At 55.9% G+C, this 20,388-nt stretch carries 20 protein-coding genes and 1 pseudogene; 12 read left to right on the top strand and 9 right to left on the bottom strand.

Annotated features, from left to right (window positions below):
• Positions 1 to 1,527 (top strand): MFS transporter, encoded by a 1,527-nt coding sequence (locus ACFPDR_RS15480; protein ID WP_376911406.1) that lies wholly within the window; start codon positions 1 to 3, stop codon positions 1,525 to 1,527.
• A gap of 42 nt (positions 1,528 to 1,569) precedes the next feature.
• Complete coding sequence (locus tag ACFPDR_RS15485; protein ID WP_251196247.1) at positions 1,570 to 1,953, top strand: DUF4148 domain-containing protein; 384 nt, start codon at positions 1,570 to 1,572, stop codon at positions 1,951 to 1,953.
• 117 nt (positions 1,954 to 2,070) lie between these two features.
• Here the strand turns inward: ACFPDR_RS15485 and ACFPDR_RS15490 are convergent, their stop codons facing one another.
• Positions 2,071 to 3,285, bottom strand: coding sequence for an arabinose transporter (locus ACFPDR_RS15490; protein WP_203144852.1), 1,215 nt, complete (start codon positions 3,283 to 3,285; stop codon positions 2,071 to 2,073).
• An 85-nt stretch (positions 3,286 to 3,370) separates the two neighbouring features.
• Between ACFPDR_RS15490 and ACFPDR_RS15495 the strand changes: the two genes are divergently transcribed.
• Complete coding sequence (locus ACFPDR_RS15495) at positions 3,371 to 4,012, top strand: TetR/AcrR family transcriptional regulator (RefSeq protein WP_137430897.1); 642 nt, start codon at positions 3,371 to 3,373, stop codon at positions 4,010 to 4,012.
• Between the two features lie 343 nt (positions 4,013 to 4,355).
• Here ACFPDR_RS15495 and ACFPDR_RS15500 read toward each other — a convergent pair whose 3' ends face one another.
• The 4 genes from ACFPDR_RS15500 to dapD are packed head-to-tail and all read right to left on the bottom strand — an operon-like array spanning position 4,356 to position 9,152.
• Positions 4,356 to 6,281: an ABC-F family ATP-binding cassette domain-containing protein gene (locus tag ACFPDR_RS15500; RefSeq protein WP_374697995.1), complete on the bottom strand. Its 1,926-nt coding sequence runs from the start codon at positions 6,279 to 6,281 to the stop codon at positions 4,356 to 4,358.
• Complete coding sequence (gene prmB / locus ACFPDR_RS15505; RefSeq protein WP_060185985.1) at positions 6,278 to 7,201, bottom strand: 50S ribosomal protein L3 N(5)-glutamine methyltransferase; 924 nt, start codon at positions 7,199 to 7,201, stop codon at positions 6,278 to 6,280. Before prmB ends, ACFPDR_RS15500 begins: the two co-directional genes overlap by 4 nt.
• Positions 7,195 to 8,331: a succinyl-diaminopimelate desuccinylase gene (gene dapE, locus ACFPDR_RS15510; RefSeq protein ID WP_035268144.1), complete on the bottom strand. Its 1,137-nt coding sequence runs from the start codon at positions 8,329 to 8,331 to the stop codon at positions 7,195 to 7,197. The genes prmB and dapE overlap by 7 nt, the downstream gene beginning before the upstream one ends.
• A 2-nt stretch (positions 8,332 to 8,333) precedes the next feature.
• Positions 8,334 to 9,152: a 2,3,4,5-tetrahydropyridine-2,6-dicarboxylate N-succinyltransferase gene (gene dapD, locus ACFPDR_RS15515; RefSeq protein WP_026482863.1), complete on the bottom strand. Its 819-nt coding sequence runs from the start codon at positions 9,150 to 9,152 to the stop codon at positions 8,334 to 8,336.
• Between the two features lie 868 nt (positions 9,153 to 10,020).
• On the opposite strand from dapD, the gene ACFPDR_RS15520 reads away from it, so the two are divergent.
• The gene (locus tag ACFPDR_RS15520; protein ID WP_009455739.1) at positions 10,021 to 10,926 is read left to right on the top strand and encodes a hypothetical protein; all 906 of its coding nucleotides are present in this window, start codon (positions 10,021 to 10,023) and stop codon (positions 10,924 to 10,926) included.
• A 120-nt stretch (positions 10,927 to 11,046) separates the two neighbouring features.
• Here the strand turns inward: ACFPDR_RS15520 and ACFPDR_RS15525 are convergent, their stop codons facing one another.
• Positions 11,047 to 11,814: an AraC family transcriptional regulator gene (locus tag ACFPDR_RS15525; protein WP_376911407.1), complete on the bottom strand. Its 768-nt coding sequence runs from the start codon at positions 11,812 to 11,814 to the stop codon at positions 11,047 to 11,049.
• A gap of 106 nt (positions 11,815 to 11,920) precedes the next feature.
• On the opposite strand from ACFPDR_RS15525, the gene ACFPDR_RS15530 reads away from it, so the two are divergent.
• The 3 genes and pseudogenes from ACFPDR_RS15530 (at position 11,921) to ACFPDR_RS15540 (ending at position 14,668) form a co-directional block, all read left to right on the top strand.
• Positions 11,921 to 12,727 (top strand): sulfite exporter TauE/SafE family protein, encoded by an 807-nt coding sequence (locus tag ACFPDR_RS15530; protein ID WP_376911408.1) that lies wholly within the window; start codon positions 11,921 to 11,923, stop codon positions 12,725 to 12,727.
• Between the two features lie 153 nt (positions 12,728 to 12,880).
• Positions 12,881 to 13,735: pseudogene (locus ACFPDR_RS15535) on the top strand (SLC13 family permease); the annotation flags it as partial.
• Between the two features lie 90 nt (positions 13,736 to 13,825).
• A complete protein-coding gene (locus ACFPDR_RS15540; protein ID WP_376911543.1) occupies positions 13,826 to 14,668 on the top strand; it encodes an SLC13 family permease in 843 nt (280 codons plus the stop codon).
• 96 nt (positions 14,669 to 14,764) lie between these two features.
• Here ACFPDR_RS15540 and ACFPDR_RS15545 read toward each other — a convergent pair whose 3' ends face one another.
• Positions 14,765 to 15,103, bottom strand: a complete 339-nt coding sequence (locus tag ACFPDR_RS15545) for a DUF202 domain-containing protein (protein WP_230940604.1) — start codon at positions 15,101 to 15,103, stop codon at positions 14,765 to 14,767.
• Positions 15,104 to 15,453: 350 nt separating this feature from the next.
• Between ACFPDR_RS15545 and ACFPDR_RS15550 the strand changes: the two genes are divergently transcribed.
• Positions 15,454 to 15,852, top strand: coding sequence for a DUF1090 domain-containing protein (locus ACFPDR_RS15550; RefSeq protein ID WP_009455758.1), 399 nt, complete (start codon positions 15,454 to 15,456; stop codon positions 15,850 to 15,852).
• Positions 15,853 to 16,038: 186 nt separating this feature from the next.
• Complete coding sequence (locus ACFPDR_RS15555) at positions 16,039 to 16,962, top strand: DNA/RNA non-specific endonuclease (protein WP_376911410.1); 924 nt, start codon at positions 16,039 to 16,041, stop codon at positions 16,960 to 16,962.
• Positions 16,963 to 16,996: 34 nt separating this feature from the next.
• Here the strand turns inward: ACFPDR_RS15555 and ACFPDR_RS15560 are convergent, their stop codons facing one another.
• Positions 16,997 to 17,422, bottom strand: coding sequence for a hypothetical protein (locus ACFPDR_RS15560; protein ID WP_376911411.1), 426 nt, complete (start codon positions 17,420 to 17,422; stop codon positions 16,997 to 16,999).
• Positions 17,423 to 17,553: 131 nt separating this feature from the next.
• Here ACFPDR_RS15560 and ACFPDR_RS15565 point away from each other — a divergent pair, with 131 nt between their 5' ends.
• The 3 genes from ACFPDR_RS15565 to ACFPDR_RS15575 all read left to right on the top strand — a co-directional run bounded on the left by ACFPDR_RS15565 (position 17,554) and on the right by ACFPDR_RS15575 (position 19,725).
• Positions 17,554 to 17,796: a hypothetical protein gene (locus ACFPDR_RS15565; RefSeq protein ID WP_009455761.1), complete on the top strand. Its 243-nt coding sequence runs from the start codon at positions 17,554 to 17,556 to the stop codon at positions 17,794 to 17,796.
• A gap of 104 nt (positions 17,797 to 17,900) precedes the next feature.
• Positions 17,901 to 18,809, top strand: coding sequence for an arsenic resistance protein (locus ACFPDR_RS15570; protein ID WP_376911545.1), 909 nt, complete (start codon positions 17,901 to 17,903; stop codon positions 18,807 to 18,809).
• 379 nt (positions 18,810 to 19,188) lie between these two features.
• The gene (locus ACFPDR_RS15575) at positions 19,189 to 19,725 is read left to right on the top strand and encodes an AmiS/UreI family transporter (protein WP_026482851.1); all 537 of its coding nucleotides are present in this window, start codon (positions 19,189 to 19,191) and stop codon (positions 19,723 to 19,725) included.
• Between the two features lie 161 nt (positions 19,726 to 19,886).
• Here ACFPDR_RS15575 and soxR read toward each other — a convergent pair whose 3' ends face one another.
• A complete protein-coding gene (gene soxR, locus ACFPDR_RS15580; RefSeq protein WP_035268132.1) occupies positions 19,887 to 20,375 on the bottom strand; it encodes a redox-sensitive transcriptional activator SoxR in 489 nt (162 codons plus the stop codon).
• Positions 20,376 to 20,388: the final 13 nt, after the last annotated feature.

Here is a 20,388-nt window from a genome sequence, read left to right on the forward strand (position 1 = left end):
ATGACGTTCTCCAGGCTGATGGCTAATACGCAAACCGCACGCCCCATCCTGACCGTGATGGCGATCTTCCTGGGCGCGGTCTTGACCACCGTGCAAGGGCGTCTGTTTTCCGCTGCCTTGCCGGACTTGCGCGGCCAGTTTGGCTTGGATGTGCTGGAGGCGGCCTGGTTGGGAACGGCCTTGAATGCGGCGCAGTTGATCTCCATGCCGATTGCGCCGTGGCTGGCAACCGTAATCGGGCCGACCCGGGTACTGCTGGTGCCCAGCCTGCTGTTGGGCTTGGCCGCCTTTTTGATCCCTTTCTTTGCCCATCATTACCCCGTCTTGTTGAGCCTGCACGGACTGGCCGGACTTTGTCTGGGGATTTACCTGCCACTGACGATGTCCCTGGCTTTGCGCAGCGTGCACCCTCGGCTTTGGCTGGCTGTCATGGCAGCGTACAGCTTGCGTGTTTCAACCGGCATGGATGCGGGCTATGGCACGTCCGGTTTTTTACTGGAGGAGTTCAGTTGGCATTGGGTGTATTGGCCCACTGCTTTTGTGGGGCCAGTGATTGCGTTTCTGGCCTGGAAAGCCATGCCGTTGACGCCTATAGATCGCGACCAATTGCAAAACGCCGATTGGGGCGGGATGGCCTTGTTTTGTACGGGTTTGGTGCTGGCCTTTGTCGGGATAGAGTCCGCGGAACGGCTGGGCTGGACTGATTCCGGTCTGGTTGTTTCTGCTCTGCTCGGTGGCGTGGTGCTTGTGGCGGCCGCCATAGGACGTGGCATGCGCAGGCAGAACTCCTTTGCCAGCCTGATGGCTTTGAGCAATCGAAATATCCGTGTGTGCCTGATTATTGCCTGCCTGTTCGGCGTGCTGATGACACCGACGTCTTTGCTGATCCCCAGCTTTCTGACCCAGATGGGGGACTTGAAGCCCCTGCAAGCGGGTGCTGCCACCTGGATTGCGTTTGGGGCTTACCTGGCCTCGACTCCGCTGGCGATCTATCTGGCTCGACGTCTTGAGCCACGCCTGATGATGATTCTCGGCCTAAGCATCATCGCCTTCACCGCCTGGCTGGGAACTCATATTAGCCACGACTGGCGTGTGGAGCAGTTTGTTTCGATCCTGATTTTGCAGTCTGTGGGCGAGAGCACCATGTTGATCGGGTTGATTGCTGCTTTTGTGACCAATCTGAATCCTCAACATGGAGTGGCTTTGGGTGTGTATGTCCCCATTGCTCGTGTCTTTACGCCTGTTGCCGCCGCCACGCTGGTGTCTACCTGGCTGCGCATGGCAGGCGATATCAGCCGCAGCAGTCTGAGTAGCCATCTTGTAGAGGGTGACCCTCTGGTTATGGAGCGGGCTTCGGACGGCGTGGCCGCCTTGGCTCGCGTTCTGGCTCGTGAATCACAGGTCGCTGCACAGATCAGCGCCTACAACCTGGTGTTTTGGTGCAGCTTGCTGGCCTTGTGTCTGGCCGTGCTGCTGCGTTCTTCACCCCCCAATCCCATTGCGCCTCCCTTTGCTCGACCTGTTTAGGTCCTGGCGGAGAGGCGGTTTTTTTAATCAAGGAGATTCATTATGAAATTAGGTTTATGGACAGTGGCTTGCACGGTTTTGATCGCTTCAAACTCTGCTTGGGCGGCTGACGGAACTGCACAGGTGCAGGGTCAGAGCTACAGCAAAAGTCGCGCCCAGGTTGTGCAGGAACTGGAGCAAGCTCGGGAACAGGGGCTGATCAGCGTGGCTGCGCATGGTTACCCCAAAGTTCCACAAGGCCCGGCTAAAACGCGCGCTCAGGTGGTTCAGGAGTTGCAAGAGGCCCAACAAGCCGGTTTGCTGGATTTTGCAGACGATGAATATCCAGTCCTGCCTGCGGGCAGTGTTCATAAGACGCGTCAGCAGGTTGTGCAGGAGCTGGAACAAGCCAGAAAACAGGGCCGCCTTTTGTATGTAGCCCCATAAGGCTGTCTTGAGCTGCCTTTGCGGTATTTTGTTTAAGGTTTAAAAAGGGACTGAGACTGCCTAACGGCAAGCTCAGTCCCTTTTGCTTTTATGAAATTGCTTTTGCGGGAACGGGTTTCAAACCTGGGCTATAGGATGACGCATCAAACGCAGCGCCACCAGTACAGACAAGCTAACGACCACTGCACTGAACAGATAAATCGCTTCCAGCCCCCAGGTTCCTGCGACTGCGCCCAGGGCAGGGCCGGTGATGCCCAAAGAAATGTCCAGAAAGGCGACATAGGCGCCCATGGCGACACCTCGGCTTTCGGGTGGTGCGCGGCGTACGGCCTCGACACCAAAACCAGGAAAGGCCAGGGAATAGCCCCATCCGGTCAAGGCTGCTCCCAGGTACGCAATCGCAGGGCTGTGGGCACCCCAGATCAGCAAGAGACCCACTGCTTCCACCAGCACGCACAGCAAAGCGACGCGTGCCCCGCCCAGCTTGTCAGGCAGATGACCAAAGAACATGCGCGCAGCAATGAAGGCAAGCCCAAAGGCAGTGAATGCCAGCGAAGCATTGCCCCAGTTGCGATCAGCAAAGAGCAGGGCAATAAAGGCGGTCAGACTGCCAAAACCAACACTGCACAGCAACAAGCCCATACCGGCGCCCCAGACCAATCCCAGGACTTGGTAGAAAGGGGTACGACGCAGCGCAGTGGGGGCGGTGGCGCGGGTCTTAAGCAGCATCACCAGGGAAATCAAAGGCAACAGCGTGACGGCGACGGCGATACCGTTAAAACCGTACTCCTGGTTCACCACAACACCCAGAGGGGCGCCGACGGCGTAGGCGCCGTACATGGCCACACCCACCCAGGCCATGACTTTGCCTGCATTTTGCGGGCCAACCAGGCCGATGCCCCAGCTCAAGGCACCCGTCACAATCAGGCTTTCACCGCAACCCAGCAAGATACGGCCAATCACCAGCACCCAGACCGATAGGGTTGGTGTGCTGACAAAGCTCAACGAAGCCAGATAGGCCAGGCCGGACAAGCACATCACCATCAAACCCAGCATGACGGCGTGCTTGGAGCCTTGTGTATCAGCCAGATTCCCGGCCCAGGCACGGGAGAGCAAAGCGGCTGCGAATTGAACACCGATAACCAGGCCCACGACCAGCGTACTCATCGCCAGCACATTGTGTACATGCAAGGGCAGTACGGGCAGGGGCAGCCCGATACTTAGAAAACTGACGAACACGGCCAGCGTGATAGGGAGTAGCGTTAGAAAAACATGGGCGGCAGGTGGCGACTGCGCCTTCGAGGTGGCTTGCGCCGAATTGGGTACAGACATGAAACACTCCAAACATGAGTAATTGCTCGATATTTGAGATAATATGAATAATTGCTCACATCGAAAACTCGCATTCGGAGTCCTTATGCAAACGCTCCCTCAAGCCCGTCGTATCCCGCGTCAAAGCCGTTCCCGGGCTTTGGTGGAGGCGATTTTGGAGGCAACGGCTCGCGTTTTGTCCGAGCGTGGCTATGCCGGTACCAATACCAATGTGGTCGCGGAGGTGGCTGGAGTCAGCGTGGGGTCGGTGTATCAGTACTTCCCGAATAAGGACTCACTGATTGCCGCCTTGCATGAACGCCATGCTTTGCAAATGAACCAGGCTATGGAAAGCAGTCTGGCCGATACGCAGTCCCTGGGGTTGCGGGGGCGTTTGAGTGATCTGGTTAAAGCCTGGTTGGCCGCGCATCGGGTGGACCCGGAACTGCATCGGGTACTGGAAAAGGATTTTCCTTTCTTTGATGCGCCAGCCAGCGAGAGCCAGGCTGATCAAAGTATTCGTGACCGCATTCGTCAACTGCTGGAAGAGCACCGTAGCGAGGTTGCCCCGCAGGATCTGGATTTAGCCACCTGGGTAGTAATGCAAAGTCTGGAGTCCCTGATCCATGGTGCGATCATTCCGCCCGGTGTGCCGTATCCACCGGAGCAGGTGGAAGAGGCCATTGTGGATTTGCTGTGTGGATATTTGGGCTGTGCGGGCTGTGGGAATGGGGGTGAAGGGAGCTGAGTTGTCGAGCCGGTTCTCGAGTGAGTTTTGGCTCACATGAGTTTGTTGTTGTTGTTGTTGTTGTTGTTGTTGTTGTTGTTGTTTGCTGGCCGGACTCACCTTGGCTAAACGTATGTGCTGAATGGCATACAGCAAAACGAAGAACGAGATGACATAGCCAAGTTTACGAGTGTATAGATCCTCTGCTCATAGTCCTGGCTCAGATACCCAGGAGTCAGCAAACTCGTAAGGCTTCGATGTGCGTTTTACAGACCATCAAGAGCTTCCAACAAAAAGGCGCCAATCTTTGTAGATATGGCGCCTTTTTTCTCAGGAGTTCACGAGCAGAACGGAGTCGATAGGCCTAGACCTGTCGCCCAATCTCTTCCATCGCTTCCTGAATTTCCAACCATTCTTCTTCCAGCGTTTGATGCGTTTTGGTGAGCTCACCATGTTCGGTCATCAAGGCAGGACGTTGGTCCTTGTAGCTGTCCGAGTAAAAGTCTGGGTCCTGCATCAAGGTATCCAGCTCCTGCAAACGCAGCTGAGCTTTCTCCATGGCTGACTCCACTTTCTTCAAGCGGCTTTCCAGTGGCTTGCGTTGTTGGGCCTGCCGTTGACGCAGCTCGGCTTCCTGACGGCGTTGAGTCTTTCGGTCTGTGCCTTCAGCACCTGTATCCGCACGCGCTTCCTGGCGAGCTTCCGAGCGCGATTGCGCGCTGCGGGCCAGTAGCCAGTCGCGGTAGTCTTCCAGGTCGCCGTCAAACTCCTGAACCTGTCCATCGGCCACAATCCAGAAAGAATCAACGGTAGAACGCAACAAATGGCGATCGTGCGATACCAGCAGCACGCTGCCACCGTAATCAGCCAAGGCTGTCGCCAGGGCCTCACGGGTATCCACGTCCAAGTGGTTGGTTGGCTCGTCCAGCAGGAGCAGGTTGGGCTTTTGCCAGACAATCAGGGACAGGGCCAGACGTGCCTTTTCGCCACCGGAGAAGGGAGCGGTCAGGCTGGTGACCATATCACCGCTAAAACCGAAAGAGCCGAGGTAATTGCGCAGTTCCTGCTCGCGCACATCCGGAGCCAGACGGGCCAGATGTTGCAGGGGTGTGGAGTCCGGGTCAATGGAGTCCAGCTGGTGCTGGGCAAAGTAGCCGATCACCAGACCTTTGGATTCCAGGCGCTCGCCCCTGATAGGTTCCAGCTTGCCAGCCAGGGTTTTGACCAGTGTGGATTTACCCGCACCGTTCATCCCCAAAATACCCACACGGGCACCGCCGCGTACCATCAGACGGACCTGGCTCAAAATCGCCTTGTCCTGACCGGGGTAACCCAGATCGGCTTGATCCAATGTCAGCAAGGGATCGGGTGTGTATTCGGGCGAGGGCAGGCGAATGGAAACGCTTGAGTCGTCGCGCAAGAGCGTCACGGTCTGCATGCGGGCTAAAGCCTTGACGCGGCTCTGTGCCTGCTTGGCCTTGGTGGCCTGGGCCTTGAAGCGGTCAATAAAACTTTGCAGACGCGCGGCTTCACGGGTTTGACGCTCGTAGGCGATCTGGCTTTGTTGCACGCGCTCGGCACGCTGCACCAGAAAGTCGTTGTAGCCGCCTTTGTAGCGAACCAGTTTGCCTTGATCCACGTGCAGAATCGAACGGGCCACCGCATCCAGAAACTCGGTGTCGTGCGAAATCAGCAGGACCGTGCCGGGGTAGGAGCCCAACCAGCGTTCCAGCCAGAGCATGGCGTCCAAGTCCAGGTGGTTGGTGGGTTCGTCCAGCAAGAGCAGGTCAGAAGGTGCCATCAGGGCGCGGGCCAGGGACAGGCGCATTTGCCAGCCACCGGAGAACTCGCGCACGGGCAGCATCCACTGATCGGGGCGGAAACCCAGACCGGCCAGCAGTTGCTCGGCACGCGAGGGGGCGGACCAGGCATCGGCTTCGATCAGGGCGTTTTCCAGTTCGGCAATGGCTTGGCCATCGCTGTCGGGCGTATTAGCACGTTTTTCCTGCAAGGCACGCAAGCGCTCGTCGCCATCGATAACAAATTCGCGGGCAGGGCGGTCACGGTCTGGAATGGTTTGGCGCACACTGGCCACTTCCCAGACTTCGGGGATGCTCAGGTCACCCCCGTCCAGATCCAGCTCGCCTTGCAGCAAGGCAAACAGCGAGGATTTACCCGCACCGTTCTTGCCCACAATGCCCAGGCGCTCGCCCGGGTTGACGATGAAATCAGTATTGTCCAGCAGGACTTTGACGCCGCGACGCAGCGTAATTCCAGTTGCGCGTATCACAGAGCCAGTTGCTCCCGGCTTAACAAGAGAATCTGGTCTTCAGCGGTTTCCGTGCTCAGCCAGATCGGCTCCAGCTCCGGGAAAGCGGCGATGAAATTGTCGTACTCATTGCCGATTTCCAATACCAGCACACCTTCGGGTGCCAGGAAGTTGGGGGCCGCTTCCAGAATGCGACGCACCAGATCCATACCATCGTCGCCGCCAGCCAGGGCCAGTTGTGGCTCGTGCTGGTATTCCTTGGGCAGGTTTTGCATGGACTGCTCATTCACATACGGTGGGTTGCAAATGATCAGGTCGTAAGCGGTTGGCGGCAATTGATCCAGCAGATCGCTCTTGTACAAGCTCATGCGATCGTTCAGCTCGAAGGCATCGATGTTTGACTGGGCCACTTCCAGCGCGGCGTCGGACAGATCCACGGCATCGACCTGGGCTTGCGGGAAGGCCAGTGCCGTCAAAATAGCCAGACAGCCCGAGCCAGTGCACAAATCCAGGGCGTTGTAGATGGCATCGGGGTCCGCAATCCAGGGTTGCAACTGCTCTGCCAGCAATTCAGCAATGGGAGAGCGCGGCACGATGGTGTCGGCGGTGACGCGGAAGCGATGGCCTTGCAGCCAGGCTTCGCCAGTCAGGTAGGCGGCGGGCACGCGCTCGTTGCAGCGTCGTGCGACCAGGGCCAGATAGGCAGCGCGCTCGGACTCCAGCACGGTGGCATCCAGATACGGGTCCAGCGTGTCCAGGGGCAAATGCAGGGTGTGCAGCAGCAGATAGGCGGCCTCGTCCCAGGCATTGTCACTGCCATGGCCAAAGGCCAGCTGACAGCGGTTGAACTGGCTGACAGACCAGCGCAACAAGTCGCGCACGGTGCGCAGTTCCTGCTGGGCTTCCAGCAGGGAGGAATGATCGATGCAAGGGCTTAACAAAGCAGGGATTCCAATGTACGGCGATAAATGTTTTTAAGAGGCTCAAGATCAGCCACAGCAACGTGTTCATTGATTTGATGGATGCTGGCGTTGAGCGGGCCAAATTCGACCACTTGAGGGCAGATTTTAGCGATAAAGCGGCCATCCGAGGTGCCGCCTGTCGTGGACAGATCGGTTTCCACGCCGGTTTCGGTTTCAATGGCCTTGGCAAGAGCCTGGCTTAGGGGTCCGGCCTCAGTCAGGAAGGGTTCGCCACCCAGTGTCCATTCCAGTTGGAAATCCACACCATGGCGGCGCAGGATGGACTCCACTTCGGCTTGCAGACCGGCAGGTGTCTGCTCGGTGGAGAAGCGGAAGTTGAAATGCACATCCAGCTGACCGGGGATCACATTACCCGCGCCGGTGCCGGCATGAATATTGGAAATCTGAAAGCTGGTGGGCGGGAAATCGATATTGCCGGCGTCCCACATGCGGTCTGTCAGTTCGTGCAGCGCAGGGGCGAATACATGCAGCGGGTTGATGGCCAATTGCGGGTACGCCACATGGCCTTGGCGACCCTTTACGATCAAGTGGCCGGACAGGGAGCCGCGACGGCCATTTTTAATGGTGTCACCTAATTGGCGCGAGCAGGTAGGTTCGCCCACGATGCAGTAGTCCAGCTGTTCGCCACGTTCTTTCAGCACTCGGCAAACATGCACCGTGCCGTCGGTGGCCGGGCCTTCTTCATCCGACGTCAGCAGCAGGGCAATCGAGCCTTTGTGTTCAGGATGGGCCTGGGTAAATTCCTCAACTGCGTGGATGAAGGCCGCAATTGAGGCTTTCATATCCGCCGCACCACGGCCATACAGCTGACCGTCGCGCACGGTGGGTTCAAACGGGGGCGAGTCCCAGGCCGCTTCCGGCCCGGTAGGAACCACGTCTGTGTGACCGGCAAAAACAAACAAGGGCGCCTGGGTGCCACGGCGGGCCCACAGATTGGACACCGGGCCGCTGGGCAGATGTTCCAGGCTAAAGCCCGCTTGCTCCAGCCTTGCGCCCAGCCATTGCTGGCAGTGGGCGTCCTCAGGGGTGACCGAGGGGCGGGCAATCAGGGCTTTGAGGGTGTCTAGTACAGAATTGTCAGTGCTCATGTTCAGGCGCGAAGTAAATCATTAATACTGGTCTTGGCGCGGGTACGGGCATCCACACGTTTGACGATGATGGCGCAGGCCAGGCTGTACAGCCCATCGGCCGAAGGCAGGGAACCAGGGACCACTACCGAACCGGCAGGGACACGGCCCTGGTAAATCTTGCCTGTTTCGCGCTCGTAAATTTTGGTGCTTTGCGACAGGAAGACGCCCATGGCCAGCACCGAGTTCTCTTCTACGATGACCCCTTCCACCACTTCGGAACGGGCACCGATGAAACAGTTGTCCTCAATGATAGTGGGGTTGGCCTGCAGAGGCTCCAATACCCCGCCAATACCGACGCCACCCGACAGGTGAACATGCTTGCCGATCTGGGCGCAGGAACCAACGGTGGCCCAGGTATCCACCATGGTGCCTTCACCGACATAAGCGCCGATGTTCACAAACGAGGGCATCAGCACGACATCGGGTGCTACATAGGCGCCTTGGCGTACCACAGCACCGGGAACGGCGCGAAAGCCTGCCTGGGCAAACGCAGCCTGGTCGTGCTGCTCGAATTTCAGAGGCACCTTGTCATAGAAGGGAGCGGGCTCGCTGGCCATGACGCGGTTTTCGTTGATCCTGAAGGACAGAAGAATCGCTTTCTTGACCCAGTCGTTGACCTGCCACTGTCCGTCGATTTTTTCCGCCACACGCAGGGAACCGTAATCCAGCTTTTCGATCACGGTATGGATGGCCGTGCGCAGTTCAATGCTGTGTTCTTGGGGGGAGAGGGAAGCTCGCTGTTCCCACGCCGATTCGATCAGACTTTGGAGGTCGCTCATAGGCTAGGCTCTGTGAATGCAGGCCGTCTTTGGCAGTATCGGGATACAGAAGGCGCATGATGCGCGGTTTACCACCGCAGCGGCCGAGCTTGAATGGAGGCAACAGGATAACCGAGTCTGCCCCTTCCATGCACGGTTTTGTGGCTTTCTTTGTCGCTTTTGAGGACAGATGCGTGTGGGATGCAGTCTGTCAGCAAGGCCAGGAAGGTGGTGTGTTGGCCAAGTGAACTTCATGTGCAGATGTGAATGCGGAGGTCTGCAATATCTGTATTGGATTTTTCTGTTTACTTTATTTCTGAAGTTTTTTTCTTTTTTCTTGTGGTTCGATAATTATTTTTCTACTTACCCTTGTTTTTCTTATCGCAGCTATTTTGTTTATTTATTATTGCTGCTGCTCAATTCAATCAGCTACGTAATCAAGCATTTCAAGATAATAAAAAATAAGCATGTATTGCCATACAAGCTTTGTGTGAAATTCTTGGGCGAGGCCTGATTTGCGGGTGTGTGCTGCCTGATCGTATAGCCTGCTTCTTTCTCGCTTGTCTCTGTAGGGCTTATGTAAAAAGGGTTTAACCCTTTTTCGTCCAGGGTCATGAGTCTATCCATGTTGAGAATGAGGTGGCCTGCAGCCATGCGCTTTGATTCGGTTTCTCTTTTTACATTTTATAAAATTTATCGATTTTTTATCTGCCTAGAATGATCGTGAAGTGTTTTTTTGCTGCATTCAGTTCTTGTTTTTCATTCAAACGGAGGGCTTATGCGATCGATCCTTTTATGGCTTCTGGGTGTTCCTATCCCTATCATCATTTTGCTGGCTCTGTTTTGGCACTAAGGTGCGTGCGATCACAATCTGAAATAAGGAATCATCATGGCTACAACGCAATTTGGTTCGGATGCAGGTTTGGGGACGCAAGCCGTGGCGGAGTCTTCGCACTCCGCTGTGTCTTGGGGCGCTGTCATCGGGGGCGCGGTTATTGCCGCTGCCATGACGGTGACCTTGCTGGTAGGTGGGACCGGCCTGGGTTTCATGGCAATCTCCCCGTGGAGTAATGACGGGGCCTCAGGCACCACGATGGCTATCGGGACGATTATCTGGCTTTTTGTCACGCAGATCATTGCCTACGGTATTGCGGGCTATGTCACTGGACGTCTGCGTACCAATTGGACAGGTGTTCACGGTGACGAAGTTCATTTCCGCGATACGGCACATGGTTTTCTGGTCTGGGCCGTGAGTGCGGTTGTCAGCGTCTTCTTGCTGGGCTCGGGTGTCGCCTCGCTGGTCTCGGGTACGGCTCAGGCGGGGGCGAATCTGGCCGGGGCTGGAGTGGGAGCGGCATCGGCCATCGTAGGCCAGGCAGGCAAGGATCAGGCGCAAGGCCCTGGTTTGGGCTATTTCACCGACACCTTGTTACGTCCGGCAGATCCTGCCAATGCACCTGCTCAGACTGGCAACCCGGAACGTGAGGTCAGCCGGATTCTGGCTCGCAGCCTCAAAGAAGGGGAGGTGTCCCAGCAGGATCAGGATTACTTGCTGCGTTTGGTGGCCAACCGTACCGGCTTGACGCCCGAGCAAGCCAAGGAGCGCCTGGACTCCGTGCAAAAGCAAGCCAAGGAAACAGCCGACAAGCTGGAGCAGCAAGCTCGTGAAGCGGCTGACACCGCTCGCAAGGCAGCCGCTGCTTTCGCGCTGTGGGCATTTGCGTCCTTGCTGGTAGGTGCCTTCGTGGCAAGTCTGGCTGCAACGATTGGTGGACGGGCGCGTATCACGCGTTAAGCCCCAGTCATAATGCCAGGCCGCTTATAAGTTGAGGCGGGCAGTGCAGGCCCCTGGATGTCAGAGCTCCGGGGGCCTTTTTGTTTCTGCTTCCATCAAGTTGCTGTCTGGTCAGTTCCTTCAAGGAACACGAATAAAGTTGCTGGGTGCTTGCCCCAAGCGGCGCCGAAACATGGTGGAAAAGGCACTGGAGCTGTCGTAACCCAGATCCAGTGCAATCTGTGTGACGGATTGGCCTGCAGACAGCTTGGCCAGAGCCGCCAGCAGACAGGCTTGTTGACGCCATTCACTAAAACTCATGCCAGTTTGTTGCCGGAACAGGCGCGTAAAACTGCGCAGGCTTTTATTGATTTGCCCGGCCCACTGTTCTGGCGTGCTTTGAATATTGGGCTGACTTAAAAAGTCTTTGCAGAGCTGGGCCAGGGATGGGTCTTGAGGGATGGGGGCAAAGAGCGGCATGGTTTGCGCCAAACCGACTTCATGCAGAAGCAGTTGAGCCAAGGCGCCGTCGCGGCCATCTTCCTCGTACAGAGCGGGCAAGGCCAGGGAGGCCAGCAACAAGTGATGCAGCAAGGGCGTAATGACCAGCACTTCGCAGTGTGTGCTGCTGTGAGGTGCTGCTTCCGGCTCTATATATAAGCTTCGGGTGCTGGCGCTTTGCATGCGAACGCGATGGCGTTTGCCAGCTGGAATCCACACGCCGCTATAAGGTGGAATTACCCAGGCGCCATCGTCGGTTTCGACTTCCATCAGCCCGGTCATGGCATAGAGCATTTGCGCCCGTCGGTGCACATGAAAGTCCAGCAGCGTGCCCGGCGCGTAGTCCGTGCCAATCGCCAGCAAGGGGCGAGGGGTGGCATCTACGCTATCCAGTCGTACATTGTGCATAAGCAAGCCTCTGGCCGAAACGAAAGTATTGTTGACCGGTTTTAGCATGCCAGCCAAAACAGGGCGACCTATTCTTGGGTTTTGTCATCTGTGTTGATGGGCGGCTATGTATTTTCTATTGCTGTTTTTTGGTTTGCTGGCTGGCGTGACCACCGTGCTGTTTGGCTTCGGTGGTGGTTTTGTGGTGGTTCCCGTGCTGTATTCGGTGCTGATTGGCATGTATGGCGTGGATAGTCAGATGGGGCAGGCCGCCATGCATATTGCGGTGGCCACTTCCACCTGCGTCATGATTTTTGGTGCTGGCCTGTCTACCTGGCGTCACCACAAGGCGGGCACTGTGCCTTGGGGGCAAGTGCGTCCTTTGCTCCTGTTCATCGCCTTGGGGGCGATTCCCGGTGCGGCAGCAGCCATGGCCTTGAGCGGGTCCTGGGTACGTTGGGTTTTTGTGGTGTATCTGGGCCTGACGATTCTGGATAGCCTGTTTCGTTCCGGCTTCACCCAAGAGTCCAGCAATACCATGCGCCCTTTAAGCAAGGCCAGTAGCGCTGGGGCCGGGGTAATTATTGGTGCGATTGCCGCCTTTTTGGGCGTCGGTGGTAGCGTGATCACCGTCCCCCTGATGCGTCGACGCGGTGCCAGCATGACCGCTGCCACGGCCGCAGCCAATCCCTTGTCCTTGCCGATGGCGGTGGTGGGGAGCCTGACCTACGCCATGCTGGCCTGGAATGCCGATTCCTTGGGGGCCTGGCATGCAGGTTATATCGACTTGCGGGCATGTCTGGTGCTGGTGATTGGCTCTTGGCTGGGGATTCGCTTCACCTCGCGCTGGATCGGCAAGATCCCGGACAGCATTCATGCCAAAGTCTATATCGCCTTGTTGGGGCTGGTGTTTTTGGTGATGCTGCTAGTTTAAGCGTTGCAGGGGTCGCTTTGCGCCACCGATCCTTCCAAGCTTGAAGGCTTCACTTTTCCTGTTTTGAAAACGTGTGTTTTTTGTTGAGTGCGGCGACATGCAGTGCTTGCTGTGCTGCATTTTTCCCTATACTGAGCAGCACAGCACAAACAGGAGTGGGGCAACATGACAACAGAGATTGCAGTGGTCTTGGGTCTGGCTTTAATCGCGATTGTCTTGTTTGCTACAGAAAAACTCCGAATAGATGCTATCGCCTTGCTGGTGCTCAGCACCTTGGCGGTTCTGGGTTTGGTGACTCCCGAGCAGGCCGTGGGTGGTTTCAGCAATCCGGCCACGGTTACCGTCGCGGCCATGTTTGTGCTGGCTGCCGGGCTGCAAAATAGCGGGGCGCTGTCCGGGATTGGGGATTTGCTGAGCAAGGCACGCTCCCCTGTGCAGTTTCTGCTGCTGTTGTTTCTGGTTCTGGCGGTGATTGCTCCTTTCGTGAACAACACGGCGGTGGTAGCGGTATTCATTCCCATCGTCATGGCCGCCTGCGCACGGATAGGCATGTCGGCCTCCAAAGCGCTTATCCCCTTGTCCTATGTCTCGCAAATGGCCGGGGTCTGTACCTTGGTCGGGACCTCTACCAACCTGCTGGTCAATGCCATTGCCCGCGATCTGGGCCATCCCGGTTTCACCATGTTCGAGTTCACCGCCTTGGGGGTGATCTGTATGGCTGTGGGGTGTCTTTATTTGCTGACGATAGGGCGCTGGTTACTGCCCGATGCCCGTGGCGGCGAGTTGGTCGAGCAATATGAGCTGGGAAAATACATTACCGAGCTGCGGGTGATGCCCGATTCTTCCCTGATTGGCCAATCGGTGGGCGATGCCAAGCTGGGCGAGCAATACGGGGTGTTTGTGTTGGAGCTGTTGCGCGGCGATACCAAAGTGTGGGGCCCGCGAGAGCAGAAGATCGAGCAGGACGACGTGCTGTTGGCGCGCGGAGACTGGACCAAGCTGGACGAGCTGCGCAAAGAAGCGGGTCTGGAAGTAGACCCCCAGTTCAAGCTGGAACAGCAGTCTTTCGAGCAGGTTGATCAGGTCTTGACCGAGGTCATGATTGCGCCGCGTTCGCGTATCAGTGGTCGTACTTTGGGCAGTTTGGGGGCGGGCTGGCACAAGAGCGCCACCGTGCTGGGCATTCATCGCCGTGGTCAGGTCTTGCGTGAGCAATTGCGTGCTGTGCGTTTGCAGGTGGGCGATATCTTGTTGATGTTGACTCCGGCCGCAGAGGCGGCCGATTTGCGGGCTGACAGCAATATCATCGTGTTGTCCGAGCGCGAGGCCGAAAAGGAAATGGGCTGGCGTGCGCCGTTTGCACTGGTCACCATGGCCCTGGTGATTTTGCTGCCTGCCTTGGGCTGGGTGCCTATCAGCATCACCTCCTTGTTCGGTGCCGTGGCCATGACACTGGCCGGTTGTCTGAAAGCAGATGATGTGTACGACGCCATAGACTGGCGCATCATCATCTTGATGGCGGGTTTGCTGCCTTTGGGTATGGCCATGAGCGAGACCGGCGCGGCCCAGTTTCTGGTCGAAAATACCGTTGGTCTGGTGAAGTCCTTTGGACCTTTGACCGTGTTGGCCGTGGTCTACCTGATGGCCCTGATGCTGACGGAGTTCATGAGCAATGCCGCTGCTGCTGTCTTGCTGACACCGATAGGAATGTCCACGGCGAAAATGATGGGCGTCGATCCCACTCCATTCCTGATTGCCGTTACCTTCGCGGCTTCCACCAGTTTTGCCACGCCTGTGGGTTATCAGACCAACACCATGGTTTATGGCGCAGGCGGCTATCGATTTGTGGATTTCCTGAAAGTGGGTTTGCCCTTGAATCTGATTTTCTGGGTGTTGGGCGTGTTGTTGATCCCCGTTTTCTGGCCCTTCAATCCGGCTTGAAGCCGCTATTTATACGGCAAGAATAAAGGAGACCCTGCTCATGGCCTCACTCGCCCCGCAGACCATCCGGATGATGCAGGGACGAGAGGAGCTTGATTACAGGCTTGCGTCACCCGAGGGGCCGGATTGTTCCTTGGGACCTTTCCAGCGATAGCTCAGCAGCAGCACCCACAGGGTGGCCATGCCCAGTCCGTACAACATGGCTCCATAGGAAACAGAAATATCAATACCGCAGACCCGCGAGAAGCGGTCCGCGGTATCGCAGATATTCTTGATCGCCAGTACAAACAAGACGGTGTTGACCGCCATGGCCAGACAAGCGGACACCGCCCGTTCTGCCCAGATCAGACTGGCAACGGCCAGAATGGACAAGGGCATCAAGGAGTTGAGCACACTGGTATGCCAGGCTGAATACGCCTGGGAGGAGTTGAGCAAACTTTCGTTGACGTGCGCAAAGGGAAAGAGCCACAACACAATCAAAGCAGCGCACAGGAAAAAAATCAGTTTCCTGGTGGTGATGTTGAACACGATTAAAAGTAAAAGTTTGCTTTATGAGGATTTCGAGTGTAACTGAACTGTTTTATGCTTAAAGACAAGTTGTGTAAATTTATCGGCACAATTTGCGACAATTTTGTTACTTGAATATGACATAAACAGAAGAATTTTCGAATTTAATCACGTTTTCGTGACAAATTGACGAAGTCTATTCCAATCGTCCACCTGAGGTAAATTGGAGTCTGGATTGTATGATGGCTATCTGGATGAACACTGCAGGAGTAACAAGGATGAAACGTTCCGTATGGTGCTTGAGTGCTGTATTAAGTGTGATGGCCTTGCCCGCCTGGGCTGATAACCCGGCTTGCCAGTATCGGGCTGCCGAAATTCAGAACCAGATCAACTATGCTCGCCAGCATGGCAATGTTCATCGAGAGCGTGGCCTGGAGCGCGCCTTGGCCAATGTGCAGATGCATTGCCGGGACGCGGATTTGCTGCGTGATGTACAGGAAGATATCCGCGAGCAGGAAGAGGACATCCAGGAACGCCTGGATGAAATCGCCGAGAAACGGGCTGAAGGGCGACAAGACAAGGTGGAAAAGCTGGAGAAAAAACTGGAACGTGATCGTGCCAAATTGGAACAACTGCAAGATGAATTGAAAGAATTGCAGGCTCTGGGTGCTCAGTAAAAAGCGTCACCGCAAGTCCTGAGTCTGTTCCTGTTCTGGCGATTGATCGCGTTAAAAAAGCCGGAGTCAGAAATAAATACGTGCTCCCACTGGGGGCACGTTCTTTTGAATCTGAAAGGACTGCTTATAATCACAGGTGCAGTCGGCGCAATGATGTAAGCCGACCAAGCATAAAACAAGAGTGGTATGAGCAGAAAAAGTACAGGTCGTAGCGTTAAAAAAACCAGTAGTAGAAAAAAGACAGGGCAGGCAAACCCGTCCCGATTTCTGAAGTCCGTCCTTGCCGCGGCCCTGACCAGTTTCGGGATTGCAACCGCCTGGCTTCATCCCCAAGGGCTGAACTGGCAAAGTCTTGAACCGTTTCTGGTGGCCTTGGGTTGGCCAGGTGCGACGCAGCAGGATAGTGTGCCTGTTCCGGCCTCGGTCGAGGGGTATGTTCAAACCTCTTTTGCACATTGCCCCCAGTTCTTTCCCGGCTCGCGACCTGTCGTGCCCATGGCTTACACGCAAAGAGAGTTGTGCTTCAGCTCTTTTGCGATTTTGCATAGCGGCCAAACCAAGACGCCGGTGTTTGTCGTCCAGCGTCTGAGTCGTCAGCAGATTCAGTCCGCCAAAGGCTTGAAGCGCACGGATCGTTTTTATGCTGAAGGCCGTTTGCCGCAGGCAGAGCGAGCCGAGCTGAATGACTATCGAGGCTCGGGCTTTTCGCGCGGGCATATGGCTCCGGCAGGGGATATGGCGTCGGAGCAGAGCATGGCCCAGAGCTTTTCTCTGGCTAATATGGTGCCGCAAAATCAGGTCCACAACGCCGGCCCCTGGAACAAGATCGAAGCCGATACCCGTAAATATGTGGCGCGTGCCGCAGGCAATGTGTATGTGTTCACCGGACCAGTGTACGAGCGCAATGCCGCGACGATAGGTTCCAGCCAGGTTGCCGTTCCCAGTCATTTGTTCAAGCTGGTGTATGACGCCACCACAGGACGCTCCTGGGTACATTGGCAGGCTAACCAGGCTTCCACTCGTGTTGGACCACCCATCAGCTACGAGGAGTTTGTAAGACGGACAGGCTTGCACTTGCTGCCTGACACCAGTCTTAAAAGATCGGGTTGAAGCAGACACCTTGGCGTGTGGGCACTAGCCCGTTTTATTTATTGAGTATGGCGTGGACTTGATCTTCAGAAAAAGACACGCTGTCCCCGACCTCGAAAACGTGGTAACTGATGTTCTGCTCGCTGACGACGCCCCTGAAATACGCCTTGGGGGTGGCTGGCAGTTGGGTGATACGAACACTGATGTAGCGCTCGCTGGTGTAAGAAACCAGCTGTACATGCATACCTTGCTTCAAATCCAGGGCGCCTGGGAAACGGTCCAGATCGTCATGGCTGACTACAACTCGGAATGCAGTGGGCCTGTGAATGACATAGGCTTCCTTCAGCTGGAGATGTAGAGTCAGGATCTGTTGTGCTTGTGTGCTGATTTGCGCGCCCGGATGTCGGACTTCCTGCTCCAGTTTGGGATTGGGCGTCAGATTCAAGATTTGGGCCAATAGCAAAAATTGTTCGTGAGTCATAAATTGCAAATTATCAGGAAAGGGAATCGACGGGCTTTGGAGGCTCAGGGTACAGTGTTCCTATTGTCCGCGATCGGTTCTGATTTCGATTCGCGGTAATTGCAATAAAGATTTTTTGTAGGGAAAACACAATGATGGTTCGACGTCTGATTCAAAGTTGCGCGGTGCTCGGTCTGGCCGCTTTGATGGCAGCTTGTTCCTCCGCGAAGCCCGGTGGTGGCCCCGTGTCAAAACTCTTTAATGAATGCACCTGGGACCGTGAATCCTGCATGCACGAGGGCCGTTACGAAGCCGGAGAAAGCGAGTATGCCGAGCGTGAGGCTCGAGATTTGAACCGTCAGTCCGCCGCACGTTTGCGCCGTAGCGGTCTGTAAAAGGGAGTTCTCACGGCAGTGCCGGAGTTGTTCAGCCAAACGAGGTGCTGGCCGTGATTCGTGATGTGTTAGAGCGCCGGCAAACCGCTATTTATTGTGTGGCGATGTTGCTGGCCGCCTGGATGGCCAGTGTCTGGGTGATGCCAGCTAGTCTGGTCGACTGGATCAATCCAGCGCTGGCTTTCATGTTGTATGTCACCTTTGTGCAGGTGCCTATTGCCCAGTTAGGCAAAGCGCTGACCCAGCTGCGCTTTCTGGCCGTTTTGCTTCTGGCCAATTTTCTCCTGATACCTCTATTGGTCTTTGCGCTGGTGCCCTTGCTGCCAGACCACACCATGTTGCGCCTGGGCGTGCTGTTGGTCTTGCTGGCTCCTTGCATTGATTACGTCGTGACCTTTGCTCAATTAGGTCGTGCCGACGCCCGCGCACTTCTAGCCGCTACGCCGGTACTGCTGCTTGTGCAAATGCTGCTCCTGCCCTTGTTTTTGAAATTGGCCTTGGGGGAACAGTTCGGTTTGTACATCAAAGCCGGGCCGTTTCTGAATGCTTTCTTTTACCTGATTCTGATTCCGCTGCTGCTGGCGGGGGCCACCCAGTATCTCGCGGGTAAAAGTCATAGCTGGGCGCAGATAAAAACGGGTTTGGGCTTGGCCCCCGTTCCAGCCACTGCTTTGGTCTTGTTCATCGTCGTGGCGGCTGTTCTGCGACAACTGGAGCCTGCACTGGATGTCTTGTGGCGAGTGTTGCCGGTGTATGCGCTGTTTGCCATTCTGGCTCCTGTCATCGGCTGGGCGCTGGCACGGCAAGCGCGGCTGGCCGTCCCGTTGCGACGTGCGGTGGCTTTCAGCAGTGCAACTCGCAATTCTTTGGTGGTGCTGCCTCTGGCTTTGGCGATTCCGGGGGCTTTGCCGTTGTTGCCAGCCATCATTTTGACGCAGACTTTGGTGGAACTACTGGCACAGTTGGCCTATGTGCGTGTGCTGGCTCGCTGGGGCCAAAACGAAGAGGCTTGAGCGGGTTCTTGAGCAGGCACGCTGTTTATGGTTTGGTCAGTTGCCAGACCTCATTTGTAGCGGCCTTGCCCAGGCTTCGATAGTTTTTTAACTCATTGATTAAAAGGGACTTTGTTTGGTCCTGGGCTGAGTCTGCTTCCAAAATGGAGAAGGGGGCGTTTGTCTGCTAATGCCTGTGCAAACCGCTCGCTTTTCAGCAAGAATTTTCACTGGAAAACCGCCGCAAAATTGCGCGTTTTTTTCTTATAGAGCTTATAAAAAAAATCACATGGCAATTGTGTAGCCAAGCTCTATGATCTGCTCCGCCTCAGCCTTGAGTGCAACATCATGTTGCGGGCATGTTCTGTGTCCGCCTTCTATTACTTAGGATATCTTCAAAATGCTAGTTGCCGCTTTTCTGGCGTTTGCAGGCCTGTGCCTGTTCGTTAATGGTGTTCGTCTCTTTTACTCTGAAGGTCATCATGCTGGCAGGCTGGTGGATGCCAAAGATGCTGCTATCGTCAACTTGTTCACGGCCGTACTGGGATTCATCTGCATGTCCCATATCTTGAACCCTGCCAATAGCACCGTGTACTCTCCCTTGTCGGCCATTTATCTGGGCCTGTTTGCCTTGACCTATTTTTGGGTAGGGGTGAACGCGTTTACAGGAAGTGATGGGCGTGCCTTGGGCTGGTATTCCCTGGTGGTCGCCTGCATCGCTGTTCCCGCCGCACTTACAAATTTGAGCGTAGCCGAGCGGATTTTTGACTACTGGCAAGTCCTGAGCTGGTTGTCCTGGGCAGTGCTCTGGTTCATGTTCTTCTTGCTGCTGGTGCTGAATAAACCCATTGCCCGCCTGACTGGGCTGGTGTCTGCCGTGCAAGGGGTGCTGACAGCCTTGCTCCCCGCGCTGCTGTATTTCTGGGGAGTGATCTAAGAGAGCAGGACGTTTCTTGGAAAGTAAAAAAGGCCTGGTGTGAAAACTGGGCCTTTTTGCTGCCTGATGCCTTCTGGCATAGTGAAGTAAGAGTCGGTTTTCGCTGATTTCCAACCCTGATGCGCTGCGTGTTCAGCCTGGATTTCACACAAGCCGCGCGATCAGATTTCCCCCGCTCTTTTCTTCCGCTTCTGATTGTGTCGTCCGGCATCAAGCAGCACAGCACCCGCGCCTGACAGGGATAACTGATCCCCCGGGTTTCTAAGTGGGCAGTCCGTCATGGACAAACACCCACAGCCTATACAGCCATCCAGCTCATCGCGTAGCTGTGTCAGGCTGAGAATCCGCTCATTCAACATATCCCGCCAGCTCGTGGACAAGGTCGCCCAGTCCTTTGCGTTCAGTGGCCGGCCAGTAGGTAATTCATCCAAGGCTGTTTTGATGGTAGCCAGTGGAATGCCGGCGCGCTGCGCAATTTTGATGACCGCAATTTTCCGTAGAACATCCCGGTGATAGCGGCGCTGGTTACCATCGCTACGCCAGCCATGAATGAGACCTTTGGTTTCATAGTGATGCACGGTTGCAATGGTGACCCCGCTGCGGCGGGCGACTTCACCCACGGACAGAGGGATGCTGGTATCGATTCTCATGGTGTTTGGATCT

This window comes from Alcaligenes sp. GCM10023179, from assembly GCF_042653705.1.
GTDB classification, from domain to species: domain Bacteria; phylum Pseudomonadota; class Gammaproteobacteria; order Burkholderiales; family Burkholderiaceae_B; genus Alcaligenes; species Alcaligenes phenolicus.

Excerpts from the sequence above, each read along its gene's own strand:
- ACFPDR_RS15480 (WP_376911406.1), top strand. The coding sequence starts at position 1 with ATGACGTTCTCCAGGCTGATGGCTAATACGCAAACCGCACGCCCCATC.
- ACFPDR_RS15485 (WP_251196247.1), top strand. The coding sequence starts at position 1,570 with ATGAAATTAGGTTTATGGACAGTGGCTTGCACGGTTTTGATCGCTTCA.
- ACFPDR_RS15490 (WP_203144852.1), bottom strand. The coding sequence starts at position 3,285 with ATGTCTGTACCCAATTCGGCGCAAGCCACCTCGAAGGCGCAGTCGCCA.
- ACFPDR_RS15495 (WP_137430897.1), top strand. The coding sequence starts at position 3,371 with ATGCAAACGCTCCCTCAAGCCCGTCGTATCCCGCGTCAAAGCCGTTCC.
- dapE (WP_035268144.1), bottom strand. The coding sequence starts at position 8,331 with ATGAGCACTGACAATTCTGTACTAGACACCCTCAAAGCCCTGATTGCC.
- dapD (WP_026482863.1), bottom strand. The coding sequence starts at position 9,152 with ATGAGCGACCTCCAAAGTCTGATCGAATCGGCGTGGGAACAGCGAGCT.
- ACFPDR_RS15520 (WP_009455739.1), top strand. The coding sequence starts at position 10,021 with ATGGCTACAACGCAATTTGGTTCGGATGCAGGTTTGGGGACGCAAGCC.
- ACFPDR_RS15525 (WP_376911407.1), bottom strand. The coding sequence starts at position 11,814 with ATGCACAATGTACGACTGGATAGCGTAGATGCCACCCCTCGCCCCTTG.
- ACFPDR_RS15530 (WP_376911408.1), top strand. The coding sequence starts at position 11,921 with ATGTATTTTCTATTGCTGTTTTTTGGTTTGCTGGCTGGCGTGACCACC.
- ACFPDR_RS15540 (WP_376911543.1), top strand. The coding sequence starts at position 13,826 with ATGATTGCGCCGCGTTCGCGTATCAGTGGTCGTACTTTGGGCAGTTTG.
- ACFPDR_RS15550 (WP_009455758.1), top strand. The coding sequence starts at position 15,454 with ATGAAACGTTCCGTATGGTGCTTGAGTGCTGTATTAAGTGTGATGGCC.
- ACFPDR_RS15555 (WP_376911410.1), top strand. The coding sequence starts at position 16,039 with ATGAGCAGAAAAAGTACAGGTCGTAGCGTTAAAAAAACCAGTAGTAGA.
- ACFPDR_RS15560 (WP_376911411.1), bottom strand. The coding sequence starts at position 17,422 with ATGACTCACGAACAATTTTTGCTATTGGCCCAAATCTTGAATCTGACG.
- ACFPDR_RS15565 (WP_009455761.1), top strand. The coding sequence starts at position 17,554 with ATGATGGTTCGACGTCTGATTCAAAGTTGCGCGGTGCTCGGTCTGGCC.
- ACFPDR_RS15570 (WP_376911545.1), top strand. The coding sequence starts at position 17,901 with ATGTTGCTGGCCGCCTGGATGGCCAGTGTCTGGGTGATGCCAGCTAGT.
- ACFPDR_RS15575 (WP_026482851.1), top strand. The coding sequence starts at position 19,189 with ATGCTAGTTGCCGCTTTTCTGGCGTTTGCAGGCCTGTGCCTGTTCGTT.
- soxR (WP_035268132.1), bottom strand. The coding sequence starts at position 20,375 with ATGAGAATCGATACCAGCATCCCTCTGTCCGTGGGTGAAGTCGCCCGC.